26 protein-coding genes are annotated in these 26568 nt (G+C 70.8%); 7 read left to right on the forward strand and 19 right to left on the reverse strand.

Annotated elements, in window-relative coordinates; all coding sequences use genetic code 11:
• Positions 1 to 242: 242 nt before the first annotated feature.
• Positions 243 to 1382, reverse strand: coding sequence for a polyprenyl synthetase family protein (locus tag NRB56_RS05640; protein WP_227837191.1), 1140 nt, complete (start codon positions 1380 to 1382; stop codon positions 243 to 245).
• Between the two features lie 278 nt (positions 1383 to 1660).
• Between NRB56_RS05640 and NRB56_RS05645 the strand changes: the two genes are divergently transcribed.
• Both NRB56_RS05645 and NRB56_RS05650 read left to right on the forward strand, forming a co-directional pair.
• A complete protein-coding gene (locus NRB56_RS05645) occupies positions 1661 to 2581 on the forward strand; it encodes a methylenetetrahydrofolate reductase (protein ID WP_319942652.1) in 921 nt (306 codons plus the stop codon).
• Between the two features lie 450 nt (positions 2582 to 3031).
• On the forward strand, positions 3032 to 3895 hold the full coding sequence (locus NRB56_RS05650; protein WP_194290732.1) for a hypothetical protein: 864 nt from the start codon (positions 3032 to 3034) through the stop codon (positions 3893 to 3895).
• Positions 3896 to 3924: 29 nt separating this feature from the next.
• On the opposite strand, the gene NRB56_RS05655 is transcribed toward NRB56_RS05650, so the two are convergent.
• A complete protein-coding gene (locus NRB56_RS05655) occupies positions 3925 to 4293 on the reverse strand; it encodes an Rv2175c family DNA-binding protein (RefSeq protein ID WP_319942597.1) in 369 nt (122 codons plus the stop codon).
• Positions 4294 to 4430: 137 nt separating this feature from the next.
• Here NRB56_RS05655 and pknB point away from each other — a divergent pair, with 137 nt between their 5' ends.
• Positions 4431 to 6392, forward strand: a complete 1962-nt coding sequence (gene pknB, locus NRB56_RS05660) for a Stk1 family PASTA domain-containing Ser/Thr kinase (protein WP_153339383.1) — start codon at positions 4431 to 4433, stop codon at positions 6390 to 6392.
• Here pknB and NRB56_RS05665 read toward each other — a convergent pair whose 3' ends face one another.
• Positions 6393 to 6692 (reverse strand): hypothetical protein, encoded by a 300-nt coding sequence (locus NRB56_RS05665; protein WP_153339384.1) that lies wholly within the window; start codon positions 6690 to 6692, stop codon positions 6393 to 6395.
• 18 nt (positions 6693 to 6710) lie between these two features.
• Entirely contained in the window at positions 6711 to 8096 is a 1386-nt protein-coding gene (locus NRB56_RS05670; RefSeq protein WP_319942598.1) for a class II 3-deoxy-7-phosphoheptulonate synthase, read from the reverse strand.
• Positions 8097 to 8239: 143 nt separating this feature from the next.
• Between NRB56_RS05670 and NRB56_RS05675 the strand changes: the two genes are divergently transcribed.
• Positions 8240 to 8734: a polyadenylate-specific 3'-exoribonuclease AS gene (locus tag NRB56_RS05675; protein WP_319942653.1), complete on the forward strand. Its 495-nt coding sequence runs from the start codon at positions 8240 to 8242 to the stop codon at positions 8732 to 8734.
• A 159-nt stretch (positions 8735 to 8893) separates the two neighbouring features.
• Here NRB56_RS05675 and NRB56_RS05680 read toward each other — a convergent pair whose 3' ends face one another.
• From NRB56_RS05680 to NRB56_RS05725, 10 genes are all read right to left on the reverse strand, one after another.
• Positions 8894 to 9619, reverse strand: coding sequence for a lysophospholipid acyltransferase family protein (locus tag NRB56_RS05680; protein ID WP_153339386.1), 726 nt, complete (start codon positions 9617 to 9619; stop codon positions 8894 to 8896).
• Positions 9620 to 9778: 159 nt separating this feature from the next.
• Complete coding sequence (locus NRB56_RS05685) at positions 9779 to 10864, reverse strand: ROK family glucokinase (protein WP_153339387.1); 1086 nt, start codon at positions 10862 to 10864, stop codon at positions 9779 to 9781.
• Complete coding sequence (locus NRB56_RS05690; RefSeq protein ID WP_153339388.1) at positions 10861 to 11229, reverse strand: hypothetical protein; 369 nt, start codon at positions 11227 to 11229, stop codon at positions 10861 to 10863. The genes NRB56_RS05685 and NRB56_RS05690 overlap by 4 nt, the downstream gene beginning before the upstream one ends.
• A complete protein-coding gene (locus tag NRB56_RS05695; RefSeq protein WP_153339389.1) occupies positions 11222 to 12580 on the reverse strand; it encodes a TRC40/GET3/ArsA family transport-energizing ATPase in 1359 nt (452 codons plus the stop codon). Before NRB56_RS05695 ends, NRB56_RS05690 begins: the two co-directional genes overlap by 8 nt.
• Positions 12581 to 12600: 20 nt before the next feature.
• Entirely contained in the window at positions 12601 to 13038 is a 438-nt protein-coding gene (locus NRB56_RS05700) for an SRPBCC family protein (RefSeq protein WP_153339390.1), read from the reverse strand.
• Positions 13039 to 13097: 59 nt separating this feature from the next.
• Positions 13098 to 13502: a polyketide cyclase / dehydrase and lipid transport gene (locus NRB56_RS05705; RefSeq protein WP_153339391.1), complete on the reverse strand. Its 405-nt coding sequence runs from the start codon at positions 13500 to 13502 to the stop codon at positions 13098 to 13100.
• A gap of 10 nt (positions 13503 to 13512) precedes the next feature.
• Positions 13513 to 14676, reverse strand: a complete 1164-nt coding sequence (locus tag NRB56_RS05710; protein WP_153339392.1) for a glycosyltransferase family 4 protein — start codon at positions 14674 to 14676, stop codon at positions 13513 to 13515.
• A gap of 241 nt (positions 14677 to 14917) precedes the next feature.
• On the reverse strand, positions 14918 to 15916 hold the full coding sequence (locus NRB56_RS05715; protein ID WP_153339393.1) for a hypothetical protein: 999 nt from the start codon (positions 15914 to 15916) through the stop codon (positions 14918 to 14920).
• 85 nt (positions 15917 to 16001) lie between these two features.
• On the reverse strand, positions 16002 to 17036 hold the full coding sequence (locus NRB56_RS05720; protein WP_153339394.1) for an NlpC/P60 family protein: 1035 nt from the start codon (positions 17034 to 17036) through the stop codon (positions 16002 to 16004).
• A 240-nt stretch (positions 17037 to 17276) separates the two neighbouring features.
• Complete coding sequence (locus NRB56_RS05725; protein ID WP_153339395.1) at positions 17277 to 17924, reverse strand: C40 family peptidase; 648 nt, start codon at positions 17922 to 17924, stop codon at positions 17277 to 17279.
• 623 nt (positions 17925 to 18547) lie between these two features.
• Between NRB56_RS05725 and NRB56_RS05730 the strand changes: the two genes are divergently transcribed.
• Positions 18548 to 20467 carry a DEDD exonuclease domain-containing protein gene (locus tag NRB56_RS05730; RefSeq protein ID WP_153339613.1) on the forward strand — a complete coding sequence of 640 codons (1920 nt, stop codon included), beginning with the start codon at positions 18548 to 18550 and terminating at the stop codon, positions 20465 to 20467.
• Between the two features lie 273 nt (positions 20468 to 20740).
• Positions 20741 to 21016, forward strand: a complete 276-nt coding sequence (locus NRB56_RS05735; protein WP_153339396.1) for an Lrp/AsnC family transcriptional regulator — start codon at positions 20741 to 20743, stop codon at positions 21014 to 21016.
• Positions 21017 to 21022: 6 nt separating this feature from the next.
• Here NRB56_RS05735 and NRB56_RS05740 read toward each other — a convergent pair whose 3' ends face one another.
• The 5 genes from NRB56_RS05740 to ctaE form a co-directional block, all read right to left on the reverse strand.
• Positions 21023 to 21382: a hypothetical protein gene (locus NRB56_RS05740; RefSeq protein ID WP_153339397.1), complete on the reverse strand. Its 360-nt coding sequence runs from the start codon at positions 21380 to 21382 to the stop codon at positions 21023 to 21025.
• 177 nt (positions 21383 to 21559) lie between these two features.
• Complete coding sequence (gene qcrB, locus NRB56_RS05745; RefSeq protein ID WP_153339398.1) at positions 21560 to 23191, reverse strand: cytochrome bc1 complex cytochrome b subunit; 1632 nt, start codon at positions 23189 to 23191, stop codon at positions 21560 to 21562.
• Entirely contained in the window at positions 23188 to 24318 is a 1131-nt protein-coding gene (gene qcrA / locus NRB56_RS05750; protein ID WP_153339615.1) for a cytochrome bc1 complex Rieske iron-sulfur subunit, read from the reverse strand. Before qcrA ends, qcrB begins: the two co-directional genes overlap by 4 nt.
• A gap of 26 nt (positions 24319 to 24344) precedes the next feature.
• Complete coding sequence (qcrC, locus tag NRB56_RS05755) at positions 24345 to 25223, reverse strand: cytochrome bc1 complex diheme cytochrome c subunit (protein ID WP_194290733.1); 879 nt, start codon at positions 25221 to 25223, stop codon at positions 24345 to 24347.
• 59 nt (positions 25224 to 25282) lie between these two features.
• Positions 25283 to 25894 carry an aa3-type cytochrome oxidase subunit III gene (gene ctaE / locus NRB56_RS05760; RefSeq protein WP_026343143.1) on the reverse strand — a complete coding sequence of 204 codons (612 nt, stop codon included), beginning with the start codon at positions 25892 to 25894 and terminating at the stop codon, positions 25283 to 25285.
• A gap of 253 nt (positions 25895 to 26147) precedes the next feature.
• Here ctaE and NRB56_RS05765 point away from each other — a divergent pair, with 253 nt between their 5' ends.
• Entirely contained in the window at positions 26148 to 26546 is a 399-nt protein-coding gene (locus NRB56_RS05765; protein ID WP_153339399.1) for a hypothetical protein, read from the forward strand.
• Positions 26547 to 26568: the final 22 nt, after the last annotated feature.

The raw sequence follows: 26568 nt of genomic DNA on the forward strand, positions 1-26568 counted from the left end.
ACAGTCCTCATCGAGATCGACCGGGCGGCTGTCTGCCCCGGTCCGGCTGCCGTCCACCCCGGACAGGTTGCCGCCCGCACCGGCCCGACAGTCATCAGCACCGTCCCGGCCGCTGTCCGTACCGGCCCAGCCGCCATCCGCACCAGGCTGGCCGCCGCTCACACCGACCCGGCCGTCATCCGCACTGGCCCGGCCGCCGTCCGCACTAGCCCGGCCGCCGTCCGTACCGGCCCGGCGGGCTGTCATGCGACGCGGGAGGTGGCGGCTACCGCCATGGTGCGCAGGTGTTGTTTGGCGGCGGGGGTGGTGGCGCTGCGGTCGAGGGCGGCGAGGCCGCGGTCGGTGAGGGTGGTGATGCGTTGTTCGACGGCGTCGACCGCGCCGAGGCGGGCGATGAGCGTGCGGAGGCGGGTGACCTCGTCGGGTGCGAGGTCGGTGCCCAGGCTGGTGCGCAGCAGGTCGGCGGCGGCCGGGTCGGTGCGGTCGGCGCGTTGCAGGGCCTCGGCGATCAGGACCGTGCGTTTGCCCTCGCGTAGGTCGTCGCCGGAGGGCTTGCCGGTGACCGCCGGGTCGCCGAAGACGCCGAGGAGGTCGTCGCGCAACTGGAAGGCGATGCCGATGTCGGTGCCGAATTCGCGATAGTCGGCGATCAGGGCCGGGTCGGCGTCGGCGAGGGCGGCGCCGAGGTGCAGCGGGCGTTCGATGGTGTAGGCCGCGGTCTTGTAGCGGTTGATCCGCAGGGCCGCTTCGACGGATTCGTCGCCGCCGGCCTCGCCGTGGATGTCGAGCAGCTGGCCGCCCAGCACCTCGGTGCGCATCGCCGCCCAGACGCGGCCGAAGCGGGCGAAGGCCGCCGGGTCCAGGCCCGCGGCGGCGATCATGTCGTCGGCCCAGGCCAGGGCGAGATCACCGACCAGGATGCCGACGCTCGTGCCGAAATGCGCTGCGCCGCCGCCCCATTCGCGATCGCGGTGGCGCTGTTCGAAATCCGTGTGCACGGTCGGGAAGCCGCGGCGGGTGCGGGAGGAGTCGATGATGTCGTCGTGGATCAGCGCGCACGCCTGCACGAGTTCCAGGGCGGCGCAGGCGGTCAGCACCGCGGGAGCCGCCGGGGCGTCCGGGTCGCCGCCCGCGCCGAGCCAGCCGGTCCACGCGAACGCCGGACGGGTGCGTTTGCCGCCGCGCAGCACGAAATCCTGCAGCGCTTCGGCGGCGGCGACCACGACGGGGCCCATCTCGGCGACGGCGGCCCGGCGGTCGGCGAAGAAGTCGGTCAGCGCGCGTTCGACGGCCGTGACCACCGCCGCCCGGTCGGTCGGCGCCGGACGGGGCGGGGCGCTCGGTCCAGCGGACAACGGAACCTCCCAGGGTGTCCTCGACATGCCGGGCGTGATCCCTGCTCACGACATGTGGTTCGGGGCGCGGGGGCGTCCCGACCGGAACTCTACCGAGTCGCATCCGCGCATTCCGGGCGCGCTCCCCCCGGGATGTCGGTCCAGGTCCGGCGGGGACGACATCCGGGCGGTGGCCGGGCCGAACCGGACACCGTTCCCACTACACTGGACCGGTGAGTGTCGACAACGTGCGGGCGCACGGCCGTATCACCCCCTCGGTCACCGGCCGGCATTCCCGGACGTCGCCGGTCACCGCCGCCCGGTCCGTGGTGGGCCGGCTCGGCCCACGCCCGGACGGGACCGTTCCCTTCTCGATCGAATTCAATCCGCCGCGCGATGCCGCCGGTGAGGACCGGCTGTGGCGTGCCGCACGCGAATTCGAGTGCATGCATCCGGCGTTCGCGTCGGTGACCTACGGGGCCGGCGGTTCCACTCGCGACCGGACGGTCCGGCTCACCGGCCGGCTCGCCCAGGAGACCACGCTGCTGACCGTGGCGCATCTCACCGCCGTCGACCACAGCATCGCGGAGCTGCGATCGATCGTCGGCGCCTACGCGGACGCCGGGATTCACAATCTGCTGGTCCTGCGCGGCGATCCGCCCGGCGATCCGCTCGGCGAGTGGCACCGGCATCCCGAAGGGGTGGAGTACGCGGAGGAATTGGTGCGGCTGGTGCGCGGCCTCGGCAATTTCCATGTGGGCGTGGCGTCGTTCCCGCGTGGTCACCACCGCTCCCCCGACCTGGACTACGACACCCGGCACCTCATCGCGAAACTGCGTGCGGGCGCGGAGTATTCGATCACCCAGATGTTCTTCGAGGCGGACGACTATCTGCGGCTGCGGGATCGGGTCGCCGCCGCCGATCCGGTCGAGGGCGCGAAGCCGATCATCCCGGAGCTGATGCCGATCACCTCGCTGCGGACCGTGCAGCGTGCGGAGGAGTTGTCCGGGCGGCCCCTGCCCGCGGCCCTGCGGGAGCGGCTCGAGCGGGCGGCGGGCAACGATCCCGAAGGGAATCGGGCCGCCGTGCGGGCGGTCGGCATCGAGATCGCGACCGAACTCGGGCAGCGGCTGATCGCCGAGGGCGCCCCCTGCCTGCACTTCATCACGCTCAATTTCGCCAAGGCGACCGGCGAGGTGCTGGCCAATCTCGGCTACACCGTGCGGCCGGCCGCGGTCGGGGCCTGATCCGGCGTTCGATTTCGGCCCCGGTCGGGCCCGCTCCGGCGTTCAGTTCCGACCGCGGTCAGGCCGGCCCCGGCGTTCGAGTCCGGCCACAGTCAAGCCGGCCCCGGCGTTCGATTCCGGCCACAGTCAAGCCGGCCCCGGCGTTCGAGTCCGGCCACAGTCAAGCCGGCCCCGGCGTTCGATTCCGGCCACAGTCGGGCCGGCCCGGGTGATCAGTTCCGGCCGCAGTCAGGTCTGATTGGCGTTCGATTCCGGCCCGCCGCCGAGCGGCTGCCGGTGGCGGGCCGGCCACGGTGCGCTCACCTTGCCCGGGCCGATCGGCGAATCCCGGCGGTCGGGTGCGGCCGGTCGCAGTCAGGGTCCGATCCGGCGTTTCGCCCGGGCGATGATCCGGCCGTTGGCTACGGTTCGGCTCGTCCTGTCCGAGCGTCGAATCCGAGGAGCTTCCGGATGCCCCTGCTGTCCCGCGTCACCCGTCGCTCCGCCGCCGGCCGTCGAAGCCGGATGGCCGCACCGCTCGTCGTGTCGGGGGCGATCCTGGCAGTTGTCGCCGGTACCGCCACGACCGCCGCGGGGCGGGACACGACGCCCCCGCCGGGAACCGCGACAGCGGCCGCGGGCACGACCGGCATTCGGAGCGCGGCTCCTGTCGACGCCGTACCGAACGGCATCGCGTCGACCGGCAGTGGGCCGAACGGCAGTGCACCGAACGGCAGTGCGCGGACCGGCGGTGCGCTGAACGCCGCTGGACAGATCGCCGACCCGGCTCCTACCGCGGGCGGGCTCGACGCGCTCGAGGCGCTCGGGGTGAAGCCGTTCCTCTATCCGTCGGCGTCGCCGTTCTGCAACGACGGCAGCACCCTCGGCCTGGTCCCGGCCTACGCCGGTGCGGTGCCGGGGCCGTGGCCGAAGACGAATGTCACGCTGCCGGGTCTCGACCTGGCGGCGGTGAAATCCGGGCAGACCATGTTCGCGTTCGTGCCGTACGGCGTGGATCCGGACGGCACCGACACCTCGGGGATGCGGGTGATCTGGTGGAACGCCGACACCCACCGCGCCGGCTCGGCCACCATGGGCACGCTGTCGGATGTGCTGGGCACGATGGTCCCGCCGCAGGTGCCACCGGCGTTGCGGCCGCTGGCCGAACAGGTGGTGCAGGGCGTGTTCGGGCAGGCCCTGCCCGTCGGCGGGATTCGCGCGGTGCCGGTCGAGACCGGTTCCGGCACGGTGCTCGCCGCGGTCTTCGGATCGATCCGCAACGGGAACCGGACCTGCTGGTTCCTGCCCACCGTGGGCATCACCGAGGTGCCCTGAGCGTCAAGGCGACTGACGTGACGTCCGGCTCAGAACGGATCGGCGGCGGCGCGGCGCAGCACCTCGCGCGCCAGCGGGCCGTGGATCGCGTCGATGGGCCGGCCGGGCAGGGTGTCGTCCTCGGTGTAGATCCATTCGAGGATTTCCTCATCGGTGTATTTGGCATCGCGCATCACGGTGATCAGGCCCGTGAGGTGCTTGGCGACCGCGCCGGTGGAATCGAAGAAATCCTTCGGGATCCCGGCGACGCCGTCGCGCCGCACCGCGAGAAGCTCGTGATCGCGCAACATCTGATGCACTCGGGTCACCGCGAGACCCAGTTGATCGGCCACATCCGGCAGCGGGAGCAGGGCCGCCGACTCCGGGAGGACGTCATCGCTGCAGGGAAATGCACTCACGCCGACAACGGTAGTACGTGTGCGAAGTCACGTCCTGAGAGCCCCTGACGGATTCCACCATTACCATCGGGTGAGCCGTCGTCCCGGCGGCTGTCGCTCGCGAGCGAGACCGCTGTGGAAAGTCGAGGGCACCAGAGTTGATCGGCCAGCTGCTGGACGAGCGTTATCGCATCGACGCGCCGATCGCACGCGGGGGCATGTCGATGGTGTTCCGGGGTGTGGACACCCGGCTGGACCGGCCGGTCGCGATCAAGGTGATGGACCCGAAATTCGCCGGCGATCCCCAGTTCCTGACCCGGTTCGAATTCGAGGCCCGCGCGGTCGCCAAACTGAAGCACCCCTCGCTGGTGGCCGTGTACGACCAGGGTGTCGACGGTGAGCACCCGTTCCTGATCATGGAGTTGGTGGAGGGCGGCACGCTGCGCGAACTGCTGCGCGAGCGCGGCCCGATGCCGCCGCACGCGGTGCGCGCGGTCGCCGAACCGGTGCTGCAGGCCATCGGCGTCGCGCACCACGCCGGGCTGGTCCATCGCGACATCAAACCGGAGAACGTGCTCGTCTCCGACGCCGGCGACGTGAAGATCGCCGATTTCGGCCTGGTCCGGGCCGTGGCCGCCTCGAACATGACCTCCGCGAGCGTCATCCTCGGCACCGCCGCGTATCTGGCGCCGGAACAGGTCACCTCCGGGCAGTCGGATGCCCGCAGCGACGTGTACTCGTTCGGCGTCCTGATCTTCGAACTGCTGACCGGCCGCACCCCGTTCACCGGCGACACCTCGCTGTCGATCGCCTATCAGCGGGTGGAGCGCGACGTGCCGCGGCCGAGCGAGTTCATCGGGGGCGTCCCACCGGAATTCGACGAGCTGGTCGCGCGCGCCACCAGCCGGGAGCCCGCGCACCGCTTCGCCGACGCCGCCGAGATGGCCGCCGAGCTGCGCCGGATCGCCACCGAGCTGCGGCTGCCCGATTATCGGGTGCCCGCGCCGCGCGACTCGGCCGAACATCAGTCCGCGCGGTACCGGATCCAGCCCGTGCCGCAGCCGGTCTACACCGAGGCGACCACCCGGATGCCACCGGCCGAACCGCGGGCGAGCAGCACCCGGGTGCTGACCGCCGCGCAGCCGCAGACCCGGGCCACCTATTTCCCGGACGATCGCTATCCCGGCGCCGACGGCTACGGTCCTCCGCCCCCGCACAATCCGTACACGGCCGAGCGGGAACGGTCCCGGCGCCGGGTGCTGATCTGGTCGTCGGTGGTCGTGGTGCTGGCTCTGGTCCTCGGTGGCGGCGGCTGGTGGCTCGGCGTGGAACGGTACGCGGCGGTACCGCCGATCGCGGGCCTGAACGCCGACCGTGCCACCGTCACGCTGCAGGACGCCGGCTTCGCGACCACGGTCCGCAACAAGGCCTCCGACGTCGTCCCCGTCGGCGGGGTGGTCGGGACCGATCCGCCGGCCGGCACCCGCATCGTCAAGGGCTCGACGGTGGCGGTGCTGGTGTCCAGCGGCCAGCCGAGGGTGCCGGACTTTCAGGTCGGCCAGGACAGCAAATCGGTGAACCAGGCCATCCGCGACGCCGGACTGGTCCCGGTCGACGGCGGCGAGCGGCCGAGCACCGCCGCGAAGGGCACGGTCATGCAGCTCGACCCGGCCCCCGGCACAGTCCTGCCCGGCGGTGCGACGGTGAACGTCTACCGCAGCAAGGGTTCCCAGCAGGTGAAGGTGCCGGACCTGCGCGGCAAGACGCAGGAGGAGGCCACCAGCGCGCTCACCGCCGCCGGGCTGAGCGTGCGCGGCATCCAGTCGCAGTTCGACCGCGGCTTCGACGCCGGCGACGTGGTGGGCACGGATCCGGACAACGGCACCAGCCTGCTGTCCGGCGATTCGGTGACCCTGTTCGTATCGAACGCGGTGAAGGTGCCCGATGTCGGCGGCCGCAACGTGGCCGCCGCGCGGGCCCTGCTGGAGGCCGCGGGCCTGCAGGTGAACGTGAGCCAGATCTTCAGCAACGACCGCGGCACGGTGCGTCTCCAGTCACCGGGCGCCGGGGCGCGGGTCGAGCCGGGCAGTACGGTCTCGCTGACCGTACTGCCGTTCTGATCAGGCGACGGCGAGCAGCGGCGCCCCGGTCTCCGGGTCGTTGATCGCCACCACCGCGTTGGTGGTGAAGAATTCGACGGCCACGCCCTCGATGCTCGGGCTCATGTTCGTCGCGACCTGGGCGGTCGCCCCGTTCGGGTCGTAACCCCAGGAGATGTTGAAGGTCAGCAAGCGGCTGCCGTCGCGCAGGACGACCTCCGACGGGACACCGTCGCGGTCGCGGTCGCGCAACAGCCGCAGAATGGTTCGGTCGGCCTCCTCCACCCATCGGGTGAAATCGCCGCGGAAGAGCACGAACAATGCCGGGCTACCGGTCCCTCATCGCAGCATCTCGGCCACGAGGAACGCGAGTTCCAGGGACTGCTGCGTATTGAGCCGGGGGTCGCACGCGGTCTCGTAGCGATCCTCCAGGTCCAGATCGGAGATGTCCTGGGCGCCGCCGAGGCATTCGGTGACGTTCTCGCCGGTCAGCTCGATGTGCAGGCCGCCCGGGTGGGTGCCCAGCGCGCGGTGCACCTCGAAGAAGCCCTGCACCTCGTCGACGATGCGGTCGAAGTGCCGGGTCTTGTACCCGGTGGAGGACTCGTGCGTGTTGCCGTGCATCGGATCGCACTGCCAGATGACCTGATGGCCGGTGGCCTGTACCTTCTCGATGATGGGCGGCAGCACGTCGCGCACCTTGCCGTTGCCCATCCGGGCGACCAGCGTGAGCCGGCCCGGCTCGTTGTTCGGATCGAGCCGTTCGACGTACTCGACGGCCAGCTCGGGGCTGGTGGTCGGGCCGATCTTCAGGCCGATGGGGTTGGACAGCAGCTCCGCGAAGGCGATGTGCGCGCCGTCGAGCTGGCGGGTGCGCTCGCCGATCCACAGGAAGTGCGCCGACAGGTCGTACAGCACCGGGTCGCCCGCGGTGTTCTCGGCCAGGCGCAGCATGGCCCGCTCGTAGTCGAGCACCAGCGCCTCGTGGCTGGCGTAGATCTTCGCCGCCTGCAGGCTGGGATCCTGCACCCGGCAGGCGGTCATGAACCGGAGGCCGCGGTCGATCTCCTCGGCCAGCTGCTCGTACCGGGCGCCGGCCGGGGACTGCGCGACGAAGTCGCGGTTCCAGTCGTGCACCGCGTGCAGATCGGCCATGCCGGCGCCGGTGAGGGCGCGGACCAGGTTCATCGCGGCGCTGGCGTTGGCGTACGCGCGCACCAGCCGGGACGGATCGTGCTCGCGCAGTGTCGCGTCGGCGACCAGCGCGTTGATCATGTCGCCGCGGTAGGACCTGAGACCGAGCGCGTCGACGTCCGCCGAGCGCGGTTTCGCGTACTGGCCGGCGATGCGGCCCACCTTCACCACCGGCAGGCTGGCGCCGTAGGTGAGGACCACGGCCATCTGCAGCAGGGTGCGGATGTTGCCGCGGATGTGGGGCTCGGTGTTGTCGGCGAAGGTCTCGGCGCAGTCGCCGCCCTGCAGGAGGAACGCCTCACCGCGGGCGACCTCGGCGAGCCGCAGCCGCAGCTCCTCCACCTCGGCGGGCACGCAGATCGGCGGCACGCTCTCCAGTACGGTGCGCATCTGTCCGGCCACTTCCGGGTCCCACGACGGCTGTTGCAGAGCGGGACGCGACAGGGCGTCGTCCAGTCGCCGGCGCAGCTCGGTGGGCAGCGGGGGCAACTCCGGCAGGCGGTCGATGGGTACGTCGACAGTCCAGTTCACCAGTCAAGAATAGATACCCCTCGGAACCGGACGGTAACCCGGAGGTAGGGGGTGCGCAATGATCACGGTCCGCCGAGGTCGTAACCTCGAGGCGATCGCCGGATCGGACGGATCCGGCGGCGCGGACGACTAGGAGCGGACCGATCGCACTCAGATACTTCTACGATTGCGAATTCGTCGAGGACGGGATCACGATCGACCTGATCTCGATCGGCGTGGTCTGTGAGGACGGACGCGAATATTACGCGGTGTCAACGGAATTCGATCCCGACCGGGCGGGCCCATGGGTGCGCCGCAATGTGCTCCCGAAACTGCCCTCCCCGCAGTCGCCGCTGTGGCGCAGCCGGGAACGCATCCGGGACGACCTGTACCGCTTCCTCGTTCCGCGCTCCGGTGTCAACCCCGAACTGTGGGCCTGGGTGAGTGCTTATGATCACGTCGCCCTGTGCCAGCTGTGGGGCTCGATGGTGGACCTGCCGACCACCCTGCCGCGCTACACGAACGAGCTGCGCCAGCACTGGGACTACCACGGCCGCCCACCCCTGCCGCCGGTCCCCCCGGACGCCCACGACGCCCTCGCGGACGCCCGCCACAACTTCGCGAAATTCGAGGCGATAGAGGCGTACCGCAGGCTGTAGTTTTGGCCTCCGCTTCGCTTCGGCGGGTTCGCGGCCCCCCTAGTCTCGGTCCTTCCCTCCTCCGGTCAGTCGCTGCGCTCCCTCCCTCCGTCAGTCCAGGACCGAGACGGGCCGCGAACAACGGGGTGAGCACTGCGGGGGGTGTCGGCGGCGGAAACCCTATCCCGCCAGGGACTCCGGGACTCGGGCGGACTGGGGGCGGCTGCCGGAGGGGACGTCCTTCTTCAGGCTGGCGGCGTAGACGTCCACGTACTCCTGACCGGACATCCGCATCAGTTCGTACATGATCTCGTCGGTGATCGCGCGCTCGACGAAGCGGTTGCCGCCCATACCCTCGTAGCGGGAGAAGTCGATCGGCTTACCGAAGCGGACGGTGACCTGGCGACGGCGGAACTTGAACGGTCCGGGCGGGCAGACCTCGTCGGTTCCGGTCAGCGCGACCGGGATCACCGGGACGCCGACCTCGAGGGCCAGCCGGGCCACACCGGTCTTGCCCTTGTACAGCCGGCCGTCGGGGGAACGGGTGCCCTCCGGGTACAGGCCGACGACGCGGCCCTCCTCCAGCAACTTGCGAGCGGTGTTGAGCGCGTCCTCCGCGGCGTCGGCGCCGCTGCGGTCGATCGGGTACTGGCCGGTGCCGGAGAAGAAGAACTTCTGCAGCCGGCCCTTCAGTCCCGGGGTGGTGAAGTATTCGGCCTTCGCCAGATAGGTGATGCGGCGCGGGCTCATCAACGGGGTGAACAACCAGTCGGTGAACGACAGATGGTTCCCGGCGAGGATGACTGCGCCGTTGGCAGGAATGTTCTCCACACCCTCGGCTCGGGGCCGATTGTAAAAATGTAGAAAAGGTCCGACCAACACGAACTTCAGCAGCCAGTAGAACATCGCGTCCTTTCCGGAGGATCAAATCTCGCCACCCGTGGGGAGCATCGTCGGCCGCCCGCGGTCCCCGCCATATGTTGCCGACTCTACCGCCGCGTAGCAGCCGTGACCAAGCCCGCAACGGGGAATTCACAACGGTGAACCACCGCTGTTTCGAGGTGTTCAGCGGTGTGCCGGAGCTTTGCCGTCGCCGGCCGAATCCCGGCCCCTCGCAGTGGTACTACCCCGGCTCGCCGCGGTACCACCACGGCCCGCCGGAATTCCCGCGTCGCGACCGGGGGCCAGGGCGGTCCGGGCGAGTTCCGCGGCGCCGATCATGCCGGCCGCCTCCCCGAGCTGCGTGGTCCGGATGCGGGCCAGCGGCCGGTGCCGGGCGCCGGTGATGGCCGCCGCGTAGTGTTCGCGCGCGTCGTCGAGATACAGCGGCGCCGAGGAACTCACGCCCCCGGCGATCACGATCAGGTCCGGATCGAACAGGTCGCTGACCGCCGCCAGGCCCAGCCCCAGCCAGCGCGCGAACTCGGCCAGCACCTGCAGCGCCACCGGATCGCCGTCCTGCGCGGCCCCCGCCACCCGCCGCCCGGTCAGCGAGCCCGGGTCGCGGGTCACCTCGCGGGCGAGGATCGTCGAGCGCATCGGATCGGTGGCCAGCGCCTCGATCGCGGTGTCCACCAGCGCGGTCCCGCTGCAGTACCGCTCCCAGCAACCGCGCTTGCCGCACGGGCAGGCCCGGCCGTGCGGAACCACCTGTAAATGGCCGAGTTCCGGCGCCACGCCGTAACTGCCGCGGTACAGCTCGCCGCCGACCAGCAGCGCCGCCCCGATGCCGGTGCCGATCGCCACCAGCACCCCGTTGCGCGCGCCGGCCGCCGCGCCGAACCGGTATTCGGCCCACATCGCCGCGTTCGCATCGTGTTCCAGGATCACCGGCAGCCCCAGGCGTTCCGACAGCCGCCGCGCCACGGGCGTGTCCTCCCAGGGCAGGTGCGGGGCGAAGCGCACCGAGGTCCGGGTCTCGTCGACGAAGCCCGCGACCGCCAGGCCGACCGCGCCGATGTCGTGCCGCGCCAGCAGTTCCCGCACCACGCGCGCGAGCCCGTCCTCCAGGGCCCGCTCCGAGTGCGGGGTCTGGGCCTGCACGGTGTCGCGCACCTCGCCGGCGCCGTCGACCACGGAGGCCCGGATGTTGGTGCCGCCGACATCGATGCCGACGGTCAGCGGCCGTTCCCGCCCGAGCTGTGTCGTCATGACTTGATCTGGACCGGAATCGGCTGGTAGCGAGCGGGTGCGGGCCGATCCGCGGCCGGTTCGGGTTCGTCCGGCATCACCGGGTCCACCGGCACCCCGGCCAGCGCCTCCCGCAGCACGGTGACCAGCGCGGTGCCGTGCTGGGCGATGGTGGCGATCGCCTCGTGGTGCTCGCCGCGGACCAGCGCCGCCGTCGCGCACACCGGGCACCAGCCGCATCCGTCCCATTCGGGGCGGTCGTCCTCGGTGGCGCGGCGCAGGATCGGCTCGACCCGTTCCAGGACCGCCTCCGCGAGCAGCCGCAGTTCCTCGGTGAATTCGGCCATGTGGTCCGCGGGCGAGTGCCCGGCGCCGGCGTCATTCATCGGGCCACACCTCGGGATCGGGACGGAAGCGCACGATCAGCTGATCACCGTCGAGTTCGGCGGCGTCGACGACGCATCGCCGCAACACCGGAGCCAGGCGCAACCGGCGCCGGACCCCGTCCGCTCCCACGATCAAATCGTCCTCCACTCGTCCCAGCCGCAACGTCGCCGGATCGGCCACGGGCATCTGCATGCGCAGTGCGAACACCGAACCCAGGCCCGTGCCGGATTCGAGTCCGACGTACGGCTCCCCGGCCCGGGCGCGCCGGTCGCTCCCCCGGCCGCCGACGCCGCGCTCCGAGCCGGTGTCGGCCTCGCCACGCTGCCCGCCGCCGCTCCGGCCGGTACCGGCCTCGCCGTGCTGCCGGGAACCGACGCCGTCTCGCGACTCGGTGCCCACGTCGTGGCCCAGCATAGAAGTCCCGTCGCCGGTCCCGCCGGACGGCGGCGGAACCAGCCCGGTCAGTTCCTCGATCCCGATCGGTTCGGCGCCACCGTATTCCACGGTCGACACCGGGATACCCGGAAAACGCGCGCGCAGCCCCTCGATCGCGGCGAGTTGCGCCGCGCGTCGCCGCTCGTACCAGTGGGCGGCCGGATGCGCGTCGGGCGGGACCGGCGGCTGGGGCGGCAACACCTTGTTCACCACCACATGGTCCAGGTTCAGGCCCAGCAGCGTCGCCGCCGACCGCACCCGCGCGGTCTCCGCCAGCGCCACCCGCTCGGCGGCGGTGACCAGCACCGCGATGGTCCGGCTCCGATCCGCGAACAGGTCACGGGCGGCGGCCACCTCGGCGGCGATCCGGTCCACGGCCAGCGCCACCAGCGCGCGGCGCAGATCGCCGCCGCTGAGGCCGGGCATCCGCGCCGCGGTCGGCCAGACCCGGTCGAGATAGCCGAGCAGGGTCGCGGGTGTGGACAGGATGCGCAGCAGATCGGCGGTCGGCGGGCAGTCCAGCACGATGTCGTCCCAGTCGCCGGTGTCCGCGAGGCGGGTGATCTCGAGCAGCAGCAGCAACTCCTGGACACCCGGCAGTCCGGTCAGTTCGGCCGGATCGAGCGCGGTCAGGTCGACGCCGTGGTCGCGGCCGACACCGGACAGCAGCGGCACGGCCGCCGCGAACCGGTCTTCGACCAGGGACAGCGAATCGAGCTCGAGCACATCCAGATTCGGCAGGACCGAGGCCGGCGCGGGATCGCGCGGGATCGATCGGCCGAGCGCGTCGCCGAGCGAATGCGCCTGGTCCAGGGATGCCAGCAGCACCCGCCGGCCGTCGTGGGCCCGGGTGATCGCGGTGGCGCACGCGAGCGTGGTCTTGCCGACCCCGCCCTTGCCGATGAAGAGTTCCAGAGGAGTTGCCGGAGCGTCCGTCAGCCTTCGACCCGTTTCTTGAGTTCCTTGAGCGCCGTATCGGTGATGACCTTCTCGGCTTTCCGTTTGAACATGCCGATCATCGGGATGGTGAGGTCGACGGTCAACTCGTAGACGACCTGGGTGGCGCCGTCGGGCTGGTCGATCAGCTCGTAACTGCCGTCCTGCGCCTTCTGCAGCTCACCGCTGACCAGGTGCCAGCTCACGGCCCTGCCGTCGGGCCGCCAGGTGTAGGACAGCACGTAGGTGTCCTTGACCACCCCCGCGTCCAGCACGAACCGCGCGGTCCGAGCGCGACCGTCGCCGGACTTGTCGAGGATCTCCACCGAACGCGCCGCCGATACCCACTCCGGATACGACTCGAGGTCGGCGATGACGGCCATCACCCGATCCGACGGGGCGTCGATGATGATCGACCTCTGGGTGCGGTCGGCCATGACAGACAGCGCTTCCTTATCGGTAGTAGGGACTGGATTTCGTTCTGCGGGAACAGGACTCAGGGCACGGCGGCGACGGCCCGGGGCGGCGCGCCGGGGGCGACACCGGCCGGGCGGCCGGCCTCGAGCCGGGCCTTGATCTCGAACGCCATCTTGCGGCCGGCCACCCGGCGGGCCCGGTTGGCGGCGGGCAGCGCGCGCGGCGACAGCGCCTGCTGCGGCTCCGCGTGCAGGAAGTAGTGCAGCACCACGCCGTCCAGGCAGGGCTCCAGCCACACCTCCATGGTGCCGATCAGCGAACCGCCGATGGTCCAGCGAATTCCCTTGTCGGCGCGGTCTTCCCGGACCTCGAGCACCAGATCCGGCCACCACCCGCGCCAGCGCCCGCGGTCGCCGAGCAGCCCGGCCACCGCGACGCCCGGCGCCGCGACGAAGGTCTGGTCGGCGATCTGGATACTGCTCATGCCGGTGAGCCTAGCTCGAGAACCCCACCGAACCGGACGGCACGGTGAGGTCGAGCAGTTCCCGCAGCCGGTTCCCGAGCACGTCCCACCGCCACTGCTCCGCGACCCAGGCGCGACCCGCCGCGCCCATGGCCGCCGCGGCGTCGCGATCGGACAGGATGTCGACGATCGCGTCCACGATCTGCCGCTGCGATCGGCCGTCGACCACGGTGCCGGTCCGGCCCTCGAGCACGGTTTCCGGGGCGCCGCCGGAACTTCCGGCCACCACCGGCACGCCGGTGGCCGACGCCTCGAGATAGACGATGCCGAGCCCCTCCACGTCCAGGCCCGCGCCCCGGGTGCGGCTGGGCATCGCGAACACGTCCGCGACGGTGTGGTGCGCGGCGAGTTCGGCCGCGGGCACCCGGCCGGTGAACACGACGTCGTCGGTGAGGCCGGTGGCGGCGACCAGGCCGCGCAGCCGGTCCTCGTACGGGCCGCCGCCCGCGATCACCAGCACCGCGCCGTCGATCCGCTCCCGGATCTGCTGCATCGCCACGATCAGCGCGTCTTGGCCCTTGCGCGGCACCAGCCGGGACAGGCACAGGATCGTCGGCCGGTCGCCCAGCCCGTACCGGGCCCGGAGTTCCTGCCGCGCCGCCGGATCCGGCCGGAACACCGTGCTGTCGACCCCCGGCGGCAGATACTCCAGCGCCGCCTGCGGACCGAACGCGGCCGCGAACCGGCGCCGGGTGTACTTGCTGACGTAGGTGACGGTGTCGGTGTTCTCGCCGATCGCGCGCAGCGCCTGCCGCGCCGCGGGCAGCATCGACCAGCCCACCTCGTGCCCGTGGGTGCTGGCCACGATGTGCCGGGCTCCGGCGCGGCGCAGCAGCGGCGACATCAGCGCCAGCGGCGCCGCGGCCCCGAACCACACGCTGTCACAGCGCTCGTCGCGCAGCAGCTTGGCCGCCCGGCGCAGCACCAGCGGGGACGGCAGCATCAGCGTGGTGGGGTGGCGGACCACCTGGAACGGCTGCTGCGCGTCGAACCGCAGATGGCTGTCGCCCCGCCAGCGCGGCGCGTACACCACGAGCTGATCCGGCGGCAGCTGCATCGCCAGGGTGTGCACATACGATTGGATGCCGCCGGGCCGAGGCGGAAAATCGTTGGTCACCAACAGAGTGCGCGCCATGCCGCGAGTCTATTGCCCTGCCCGAATCGCCGTATCCCAGCCCCCGCCGCCGCGAACCGCTTGCGGGACAACGGGGATCGAGCACCGGAGGCCGGGACGGCGCCGCCGCCACACGCCCGCCGAGATGCGCGGCGAGCCGTTCCCGCCGAAACCGACCACTCACGCCGCGAGCCGGTCCCGCCCGAACCGACCACTCACGCCGCGGTGCGCGCCGCGAGCCGGTCCCGTTGGAGCCGACCTCTTACGCCGCGGTGTGCGCCGCGAGCCAGTCCCGCCAGGCCGCGACGAATTCGTCGTGGCCGACCCCGAGCGTGTCGCGGAAAGCGGTGTCGAGTGCGGCCGGAGCCTTCGGGCCGGTGGCCGCGTGCCGGTACAGGTCCACCAGCCTCGGCTCGCCGAATCCGGCGGCGGCGAAGGCGTTCGCCGACCACGCGGTCTCGTAGGCGAGGGCGGCGCCGGGGCCCGGCGCGAAATCCGCGTCGCGGGGCAGGTCGGCGGGCAGGGCGCCCGAGCGGATGCGGGCGGTCAGGGCGGGGGCCTGCTGGGCGAGGGAGCGGTCTTCGCCGCGATGGCCGGAGTATTCGGCGAACCCCTCCAGCACCCACTGCGGCGATCCGTCGGTGGTCCGCGCGCGGGCCGCCACGTGGGTCAGCTCGTGCCGCAGGGTTTCCCGCAGACCGTCGGGCCCGAGCCGGCGCGCGGCGTCGGGGGCGAACACCACCCGCTGACCGGCGGGCCGGGAGCCGGGCAGGTACGGATCGGAGACCGACGCGGCGGCCACCTCCGGCGACACCGGGCCGGTGGCGTGGGTGAGCGACGCGAATTCCGCGGTGCTGGAAGCCACCACGACGACCGCGGCCCGGGACCAGTCCGCACCCCACAGTTCGGTGACCGCGGCGACCGCGGGCCCGGCCTCCTTGGCCAGCAGATCCACGTCGCCGCGTTGCCGGGCATGACCGAAGACCACCGACAGCCGCCCGTCCTCGGCCGACACCTGCTGGGCCACCACCGGCCCGTAGCTCTCCATCAGCCGGCGCACCTCCGGCAGTTGCGGGTCGGCGGCCGGTTCCTCGCCGGCGGCCCGCGCCGGCGCCGGCCCGACCGCGGGCAGAACGGATTTCGGGAGCAGGATCAGCGCGCCGCCCACGGCGGTCAGCGCCACCACCATCGCGACGGTGACGACGAACTCGAATCGCTGCCGAGCCGCCAGCCACCCTCGGAACCGCCGCAGTGCGCTCATCCTCACCTCTGAGTTCGATGGGCTCCGCTCGCCGGGCGAACGGCCGACCGCCGCGCGGGGCGGCTCCCGGTGACGCGCGTCCGGGTTACTGCTGCATTCCCATCCAGTACCGGCGGGCCGAGTGGAACGGGGTCGAACCCATCGGCGCGACCGCGACCGGCACTCCGAACGTCGACGCGTGCAACAGCAGCCCGTTGCCCGCGTAGATGCCGACATGCGAGGCATCCGAATAGAAGAACACCACATCGCCGGGCTGCAGGTTGTCGCGGGAGACCGGCGTGCCGACCGCGGCCTGTGCGTAACTCGTGCGGGGCAGGTTGATGCCGACCTGGTGGAAGGCCCATTGCACCAGACCCGAGCAGTCGAACTCGTCGGGGCCCGTCGCGCCCCACACGTACGGGTCGCCGATCCGGGTGAGCCCGGCGGCCAGCGCGCTGGTGCCGCTGCCGGGAACGAGCCCGCGCAGCAACGTCTCCCGGTCGAAACCGGGCGGGAACAGCGAACCACTCAGGCTCGACTTGTCCCCCGCCGACAGCTGGCCCCACGCCTGGATGGTCTGGGCCATGGCGGCCTGGAGGTCCGAGCGCTTCTTCTCCAGATCGGCCCGCACCGCGTCGGCCTGCTCGGCCGCGCTGTGCGCGGCGTCGGAGGCGGACCGGGCGGCGGTGTCGGCGACCGTCGCGGCCTTGTCCGCCTTGGCGAGACTGCCGTACTGCTGCGCGGTCTGGGCGGAGATCACGTCCAGCGCGGACATCTGGTCGAGCATCTGCTGCGGCGAATCGCTGACCAGGATCGAGAACAGCCGATCGGTGCGGGCGCCGGTGTAGGCGGCGATCGCGGCCACGTCGACGTCGGGCTGGTACCGCGCGACCTCCGCCTCGGCCGCGTCGAGCGCCTGGCCCGTGACGGCCTGCTTGGCGTCGGCGTCGCGGGCGACGGCCTCCTTGGCGTCCAGATCCGATTGGGCGGCAAGGGCCTGCTGGCCGAGTTGCTCGGACTGCCGGGAAAGGTCGAACAGTCGCTGCACGGCATCCCCGGCGGTGGCCGGTGGGTCGGCCGAGACACCGCCGGCGGCACAGACGCCGAGGACCAGTGCCCCGACTGCGAGCGAGCCGCTCATCAGGCGTTTGGTGCGGTTGGTGTCCGGGTGTGCTGCCACGAGCTGCCGTGCCCCGTTCTCGAACTGATATTCAGGTGGATCGGAAGGTCTCGATGAGGTTACGAAACGGCAGCGGGGCGTGTCCAGTGGACCACGGACGGACCACGGCCGCTACCGATCTCGCGCAGGCGCATCGGGACCGCCTGCGCGGCAGCGCCCGGACGGCCGCGCGAGCGCGTCCGGTACCGCTGCCGAGTGCGCTCAGTACCGATGCGCGCTGGTCACCGGCATCGAGTACAGCGGCGCGACATCGACCGGCTGGCCGTAGTCGGCGGCGTGCACGACATTGCCGTCGCCGACATAGATCCCGGAGTGGCTGCCGCCGTAGAAGGTGATGACATCGCCGGGCTGCAGATCGTCCAGCGACACCGGCGCACCCGCGCTCTCCTGCTCGTAGCTGGTGCGCGGCACGTCGACCCCGGCCTGTTCGTAGGACCACTGCACCAGGCCGGAGCAGTCGAACGCGTCGGGTCCGGTGGCGCCGTAGCTGTACGGCGAGCCGATCTTGCTCAGCGCGGCGTCGGCGGCCCGCTGACCGGGCGTCTCGAACGCGGCGGGCGGCGGTGGCAACAGCAGCGGCGGCAGCGCGAACGGCAGCGGCGGCGGGGGCGGCAGCGCGGGTCCGGGGACGATGTCGGCGGGGCCGCCGGCGGCGGGATCGACGTTCACGCCGGGAATGTCGGCCGGGACCGGGATGCCGTCGGGCAGATCGACCTGTCCGATGCCGGCCACCGTGATCGTCTGCGCCCCAGCGGGAACCGCGGGCACGAGCAGCCCACTGAGGGTGGCGGCTCCGACGGCTCCGGCCGCAACGGCCCGGTGTAACCGGCCCTGTCGCTTGATCGCCATGTTGCGTTCTCCTCATCTGCCCCACGGCACTGCGCCGGGTGACGCGTCGAACTCCGTGAGGTCTCGGAGAAATTACGAACGCATAACAGTGCGCTGTAAAGCTGCGGCGATGCGGAAGGCCGGAAATACATAAACGTTCCCTCTAAGCCTCGAGATGTATCTCACACCAATCACAAAAGCGTAACTTCCGAATACCGGCGGGCCGCCGGCACGGGTCGCCGGACCGCGGACACGCCCGGGGCGGGACCGGGCGGAAACCCCTCGGAGCCAGGTCGGCAACGCCCCGGCGACCTTGAAACAGACCGAATGGTTCTTGAAAAGAATCGATCAGCGGGCAGGCGCCGAACCGCCCGGCGACAGGGGGTGCGTCCGGGGGCGCCACACCCGGGACTGATCTCGAAAACGAATATATGTGAGCCTGGTCACAGTGAGGTGTATTCGGGGGATCCGAACCTTGCACGTAGGGACCTTTCAGGTAGCGCGGGTACCCTTCGCGGCGCCCGGATGTGTCGTCCCCCTCCCCTACGCTCCAGGCCGTGTCCCAGCCCGCTCGACGGCCGCGCCAGGCCCAGCTCGCCCTCGCGTTCCCCGACGAGCACCCCCGCGACGACCCGGACCTCCCGCTGTACGACACCACCTTCGTCGTCGTCGACCTGGAGACCACCGGCGGCAGCGCGGACGGCGATGCCATCACCGAGATCGGCGCGGTCAAGGTGCGCGGCGGCGAGATCCTCGGCGAATTCGCCACCCTGGTCGACCCGGGCTGCCCGATCCCGCCCAAGGTGGTGCAACTCACCGGCATCACCACGGCGATGGTCCGCGACGCGCCGCACATCGAGGCCGTGCTACCCGGCTTCCTGGAGTTCGCCGCCGGCGCCGTACTGGTCGCCCACAACGCGCGCTTCGACACCCGCTTCCTGAAGGCCGCCGCGGAACGCTGCGGCACCCCGTGGCCGGGCGCGCCGGTGCTGTGCACGGTCCAGCTGGCCCGGCGCGTGCTCGACCGCGACGAGGCGCCGTCCGTCCGGCTGTCGGTGCTGGCGCAGGTGCTCGGCTCCCGGACCCGCCCCACCCACCGGGCGCTCGACGACGCCCGCGCCACCGTCGACGTGCTGCACGCGCTCATCGAGCGCGTCGGCAACCTCGGGGTCGGCACCCTCGCCGAACTGATCGACTATCTACCGGAGGTCACCCGTCGGCAGCGCGCCAAACGGCATCTCGCCGCCGAACTGCCCACGACCCCCGGCGTGTATCTGTTCCGCGGTCCGGGCGACGAGGTCCTCTACATCGGCACCGCGGTGAATCTGCGCCGCCGGGTGCACTCGTACTTCACCGGTTCCGACACCCGCACCCGGATGCGCGAGATGGTCGCGCTCGCGACGTGTGTCGATCATGTCGAATGCGCGCACGGCCTCGAGGCGGGCGTCCGCGAGCTACGCCTGCTCGTCGCGCACACCCCGCCCTACAACCGCCGCTCGAAATTCCCACGCCGCGCCTGGTGGCTCACCCTCACCGACGAGGCCTTCCCGCGTTTCACCACGACTCGTACACCGACCCCGGATGCGCTGGGCCCCTTCAATTCCCGCGCCGACGCCGTGGAGGTGGCCGGCACGCTGGCCGACCGGTGCGGCGTGCGCACCTGCACCACCCGGATCCCCCGCGACGGCCGCCACGGCCCCGACTGCCCGCCCGCCGCGGTCGGCGGATGTCCGGCCAGTGTCGGCGGAAAGCTCTCGGATGCAACGGAATACGCGGCCGCCACGGATCTGGTCCGGGATCTGTTCGCCGGCCGCACCGACGCGCCACTGCACGCGATGCGCGACCGCATCGAAACCTGCGCCGCCACAGAACAATTCGAGACCGCGGCCCGGCTGCGCGACCGCACGGTCACCGTGATCCGCGCCCTGCGCCGCACCCAGCGGCTCGCCGCCCTGGCCCGCCTCGCCGAATTCGTCGCCGCCCGCCCCGACGGCGCGGGCGGCTGGGAATTCGCGATCGTCCGCTACGGCCGCCTCGCCGCCGCCGGCACCGCCCGCCGTGGCACCCCACCCATGCCCGTCGTGGCCGCCCTGACCGCCTCAGCAGAAGCTGTGCCGCCCCCGGACTCCGGCTGCCCGCCTCTCCGCGTTTCAGGCCATACGAGTAGGAGCCTCGGTGGTCGGTCTCAGGTCTTGCGTGAGGAGCGCTCGGGTGGGAGTTTCCCGGGGAGTTACCCATGTGCTCTCGAGATCGGGCGGCGCGTTCCGGACTCCGGGGGTGAGTTGTTGGACGGTGTGCTGGACGGTCTCGGGGATGTGTGCCTGCGGTGTGGCAAGGACGACGACGTGCGGCGCGGGTGGTGCGGGCAGGACGGGGTCTACCCGCCGCTGCGCGGTGCCTCGCCCGAGGAGACGGGGTTGATCGTGCGCTGGCTGGAGCAGCCGGGGGTGCGGATCGTGCGGACCACCGAGGGGTACGCGGTGCCGCGGTTCGGCGCCGCAGCGTGGACGGAGTGGGTGGCGCTGGCCGAGGCCGCGACGCAGGCGGATTCCGTGCACGAGTGATCGGACGCTGTGCGTCTCCGGCGGTGCCGTAGCGATGCGGACCGTCGACCGGCGGGCGGGCTCACCATTCACGTCGTCCGGACCGCATCGGGTCCCGAGGTGACCGGGCGTGCGGCGACAGATCAAGGTTCGAGCGTGATCGAGCTGCACGATGACGGTCGGCAGGGCATGTGCGTCCGCATTGTTCCCGGCGGGCCGCACCTGACGCACCGGGCGAGCTCATCGGCTCGGTCGTGGCAGGGCGGCGAGCTGGGGCGATCTAGACTCGGTCGCATGATTACCGCGATCGTGATGATCCACGCCGAGGCTGCCCGCATCCCCGAGACCGCGCAGGCGCTGGCCGATCTCGAGGGGGTTGCCGAGGTGTACTCGTGCGCGGGGGACGTCGATCTGATCGCGGTCGTGCGGGTGCGCGATCACGAGCAGATCGCCGAGGTGGTCACCCAGCGGATCAACAAGACGGCCGGGGTGCTGCGGACCGATACCCACATCGCGTTCAAGTCGTACGCGCGCGCGGACGTCGAGGCCGGATTCTCCATCGGAGAGTGAACGAGGCTAGCCGAACAGGACCGAGGCGCCGATCGGGGCCGCCTTGCGACCGGCCTCGATCGTCTTCGTGACGCCGCCCGTGCAACCGGGCAGGAGATAGACCCGGGCGGGTGCGGCGCCGCGGTTGTCCACGCGCAGCCGAATCGGGAAGCCGCGCACGGTGACACAGCCCCGGGCGCCGGAATACGTACGCTCGTTGATCAATACGCCGCTCGGGCTCGCCTGGGCGACACCGGGGACCGCGAAAGTCATCACGACTGCGGCGAATACACCGAGCGCCAGCGCGGCGCCGGTCTTCGGCCCGGCGCCCGCCGCGGGCATCGGGATGCGGTCACCCCGCACATCTCGGGCAATCGGCCTGTTCACGCGACAGACTTTAATCCCAGTCACCCGCCGGCCGGGAGAATTACGCCCGGTGTGCACGGAATTCGGCTCGAATGTGCGGGCTTCGTCTGCGGCACAGCGAAACACGACATATCGAAACGCACCGGGGCCTCGAACCGAATTCGATTCGAGGCCCCGGTGTTCCGGACGAGTGTTTCGTCAGTGGTGGTCGTGATCCGCACTGCCGCCGGTGATCTGCGCCTGGTAGTCGGCCAGGATCGCCAGTTGCTTGTGCTCCTGCTCGTGTTCCACCTCGACCAGCGTCTGCTGCTGGTCGAGCGGATCCGCGCGGAGGAAGGACCCGATGCCGGGCTTGCCGGCCGCGCCGAGCTTGTTCATCTTCTTGGGCACCGGGGCGCCCTGGTACTCCAGCGGGATCGGGTGACCGTGGTGGTCGACCGGGCCCAGCGGCTGATGCACCTCGATGTACTCGCCGTGCGGCAGGCGCTTGATCACGCCGGTCTCGATGCCGTGCTCCAGCACCGCGCGGTCGCTGCGCTGCAGGCCCAGGCACATCCGGTAGGCGGCGAGGTACGCCAGCGGCGGGGCCACCAGCAGGCCGATCCGGAAGATCCAGGTCGTCGCGTTCAGCGAGATGTCGAACTTCATCGCCAGGATGTCGTTGACACAGGCCAGCGTCAGCACCAGATAGAACGCGATGGCCATCGCGCCGATCGCGGTCCGCACCGGCACATCGCGCGGCCGCTGCAGGATGTTGTGGTGGACGTCGTCGCCGGTCAGTCGCTTCTCGATGAACGGGTAGGCGATCAGGACCGTGAACACCAGACCCATGATCAGCGCCACCCAGAACGCCGCCGGCACGGTGTACCGGCCCAGGTAGAGCTCCCAGGGCGGCATCAGGCGGGCCATGCCGTCGGTCCACATCATGTAGAAGTCGGGCTGCGAACCCGCCGACACCTGGGACGGGTTGTACGGGCCCAGGTTCCAGATCGGGTTGATCTGCAGCACGCCACCCATGATCGCGACGATGCCCAGGGTGAACATGAAGAACGAGCCCTGGTCGGCGGCGAACACCGGGATGATGCGGGCGCCGACCACGTTCTTCTCGGTGCGGCCCGGGCCGGGGAACTGGGTGTGCTTCTGGTACCAGACCAGCGCCACGTGCGCGCCGATCAGGGCCAGGATGATGCCCGGGAACAGCAGCACGTGCGCCACGTACAGACGCGGGATGATGATCGTGCCCGGGAAGTCACCGCCGAAGATCAGCCAGTGCATCCAGGTGCCGACCAGCGGGATGCCCATCGTGATACCGCCGAACGCGGCACGCAGGCCGGTACCGGACAGCAGGTCGTCCGGCAGCGAGTAGCCGAAGAAGCCCTCGAACATCGCCAGGACCAGCAGCAGCGAACCGATCACCCAGTTCGCCTCGCGCGGCTTGCGGAACGCGCCGGTGAAGAAGATGCGGAACAGGTGGATGATGATCGAGCACGCGAACAACAGCGCCGCCCAGTGGTGCACCTGGCGGACGAACAGGCCGCCGCGCACCTCGAAGCTGATGTTCAGCGCGGTCTCGTACGCCCGCGACATGGTGACGCCGCGCAGCGGCTGGTACGAGCCGTTGTAGACGACATCCGTCATCGACGGATCGAAGAACAGAGTCAGGTAGACACCCGACAACAGCAGGATGATGAACGCGTAGAGCGCGATCTCGCCGAGCAGGAACGACCAGTGGGTCGGGAAGACCTTGTTGATCGACCGCTTGACGAAAGCCGCTGCCCGATAGCGCTCGTCCATTTCGTTGGCCTGTGCGGCCGCTTTACTCGGGCTCATGAACGACGCTCCCAGTAGGCCGGGCCGAGGGGCTCGATGAAGTCGCCGGCGGCGACCACGTAGCCCTCGGTGTTGACGGTGATCGGCAGCTGCGGCAGGGCGCGGGCGGCGGGACCGAAGATCGGCTTACCCCACTCCAGCGCCGAGAACTGCGACTGGTGGCACGGGCACAGGATGCGGTTGGTCTGCTGCTCGAACAGCGAGGTCGGGCAGCCCAGGTGGGTGCAGATCTTCGAGAAGGCGAAGTAGTCGCCGTAGTTGAAGCTCTCCTGGCCCTTGCGCTTGATCGCCTTCTGGGCATCCTCGGTGCGGAAGCGGATCAGCATGACCGCGTTGCGGATGCCGCGCAGCGACTGGAGGGTCTCCTCCTCGTTGCCACGCCATTCTTCCTTCCACGGGAAGACCGTCTCCATCGCGCCGGCGTCCAGGTCTTCGGCCTTGACCAGCACGATGTCGTCGGGACGGCCGGTGTCCTTGCGCAGGAACACGGTCTGGCCCGGGTAGTCCGGGGTCCAGCCCGACACCCACAGCGGCGACTTCTCGCGCTGCGCCCACGGGTTCTTGATCAGGCCGCCGACGAACACCAGCAGCGCGCCGACACCGAGCACGCCGATGCCGAGGCCCGCGGTGCGGGTGATCATCTTGCGGCGGGCCAGCGTGGAGGTCTCCAGGGAGTCCTGCAGCTGGGCGACCAGGGTACGGCGCTCGACCGCGTCCGACGGCCCGTCGTGACGGTCCTGGATCGAGATCTCGGCCGGGATGAACTTCTTGCGGATGAGCACCATCGCGACGCCGATGGCCAGCACCGACAGGCCCAGCAGCAGGCCGTACAGCGGCGTGGTCAGCGAGTAGATGCCCGCGCCCGACTCGTCGCGGGACTTGTAGCGCCACGGCCAGAAGAGGAAGACGCCGATCAGACCGGCGCCCGACAGGGCCGACACCAGGAACCAGAACGCCACCTGACGCTCGGCGCGCTTCTCGGCGCGCGTGCCCGGGACGGGCCACCGCGGTTCGCGATAGACGACCTCGACGCCGTCGCGCTTGGTGCCGAGGGCGACCAGTTCCTCCTGCGACATCGCGTCGAGCTGGTCCTCGGTGGGGTTCAGGTCGTCGTGCCCGCTGGGCATGTCGCTGCGCTCCTGTTCTGTAGAACTCATGATCGGGACCCGATCCACATCGCAGACCCGACCAGAGCCACGATGCCGATGATCCAGATGGCCAGGCCCTCGGTGGCCGGGCCGAGTCCGCCCAGACCGTAGCCGCCCTCGGGGTGCGAATCCATCCGGTTCTTCAGGTACGCGACGATGTCGCGCTTCTCCTCCGGCGTCAGCTGGCGGTCGGAGAACTTGGGCATGTTCTGCGGGCCGGTGAGCATCGCGGCGTAGATCTGCTGCGCGCTGGCCGGCTCGAGCGGCGGCGCGAACTTGCCGGAGGACAGCGCGCCGCCCTTACCGGTGAAGTTGTGGCAGGACGCGCAGTTCATCCGGAACAGCTCGCCGCCCTGGCCCAGGTCGGCGCCCTTCAGCAGGGAGTCCTGCGCGACCGAGCCGTCCGGGTCGCGCACCAGCGAGGGTCCGCCGCCGTTGGAGGCGACGAAGGCGCTCAGCGCGTCGGTCTGGTGCTCGTCGAACTTCGGGGGCTTGCGGACGATCTGCGAGCTGTTCGCCGCGGCCGGCATGCGGCCGGTGGACACCTGGAAGTAGACGGCCGCCTCGCCGACGCCGATCAGGCTCGGACCCCGGTCCTGCACACCCTGCAGGTTGGCGCCGTGGCAGGTGACACACGAGGTGTCGTACAGCTGCTTGCCCTCGCGGATCAGTGCGGCCTGATCCTGGTCGGCGGTGGCGACCTGTGCGTGCGGGGTCAGCGCCGACGCCGCGAAACCGGCTCCGACCAGGCCCATCAGAAGAACCAGGCTGCCCGCCAGCTTGCGGCGCAGCCGGCGCTGCTTACGGGTCTTGGTGGCCTGATCGCTCGAAACGCCGTCGACCCCGCTGATGGGGTCCGGCGCTGACGGGGGAGATGAACTCATCTGTGTCCCTTTGGAGTAGACGGAACCGACGTGTGCAAAGGCTGGTGTGCTGGTCCGGGTCAGCGGACGAAGTAGATCGTGGCGAACAACCCGATCCACACGATGTCGACGAAGTGCCAGTAGTACGAGACGACGATCGCGGCCGTGGCCTGTGCCGGGGTGAACTTGCTGACCTTGGTGCGGACCAGCAGGAAGATGAACGCGATGAGACCGCCGATGACGTGCAGACCGTGGAAACCGGTGGTGATGAAGAACACCGAGCCGTAGACGCTGCTCGAGATCGTGGTGCCCTCCGAGTACAGCGCGTGGTACTCGGTGCCCTGACCGCAGACGAAGAACAGGCCCATGAAGAACGTGACCACGTACCAGCGGCGCAGCCCGAACACGTCACCGCGCTCGGCGGAGAACACGCCCATCTGGCAGGTGAAGGACGAGGCGACCAGCACGGCCGTGACCGGCACGGCGAGCTTCAGGTTCAGCTCGGTCGGTTCCGGCGGCCAGTTACCGTGGGCCTGCGCGCGCGCGACGAAATACATGGCGAAGAGGCCGGCGAAGAACATCAGCTCGCTCGACAGCCAGATGATGGTTCCGACGCTGACCATGTTGGGCCGGTTCAGCGAATGCACGCGCTGGGTTATGGCCGATCCTGGGGTCCCTACTGCGGTCGTCACGCCGGTAAGTATGACTCGTCGTAGTACGACAGGACTAGCCGGGTGGGAATCTCGCACCCCTGTGTCGGAAACCGCAGCGGCCCAGCGGCACTGGAAATGCCCCGGCGTGTCCCGTTCGTGGCCGTTTTCGCCCTGGTAGACGCCCTTTCGACCGGCTTCCCGGAGCTGCGGATGTGCGGCGCCACACACGCGCGTCTCGCGTCCGCGCGCGCCCGCCGCCGGCGCGCGTGCGGGCGGCGGCGATGATGGCCGCATGGGTGTACGGACATGGTGGCAACGGCGACGGGAACCGGCGGTAGCGCTGGACACCCGCTCCGACCTGGTCGTGGTCGCCGCGAGCTTCGACGACGCGGAAGCCTGCTCGGCGGCCCTGGACCGGGCCACGACCTGGAATCCGGGCACACCGGCGCTGCTGCGCCACCACCTGCGGATCCCGGCCGACCGGACCGAGGAGGTCGTGCGCATCGCCGCCCAGGACGGCTACACCCCCGCGACCGGCGACGACGGCCTCCTGCTGCTGCAACGCGAACAACTCCTCGACGCCCTGCACTGCTCCCAGGAACGGTCCCGGATGGCCGGGCTCGCCCAGCGCCACGACGGCACCGCCCTCGGCTGGGAGGCGCTGCAACCGGGTCCGCCCGCCGGGCGATAATTCGTTGCCCGCGCCCACTAGG

Origin of the sequence: Nocardia aurantia (assembly GCF_009604425.1) — a bacterium.
GTDB classification, from domain to species: Bacteria; Actinomycetota; Actinomycetes; order Mycobacteriales; family Mycobacteriaceae; genus Nocardia; species Nocardia aurantia.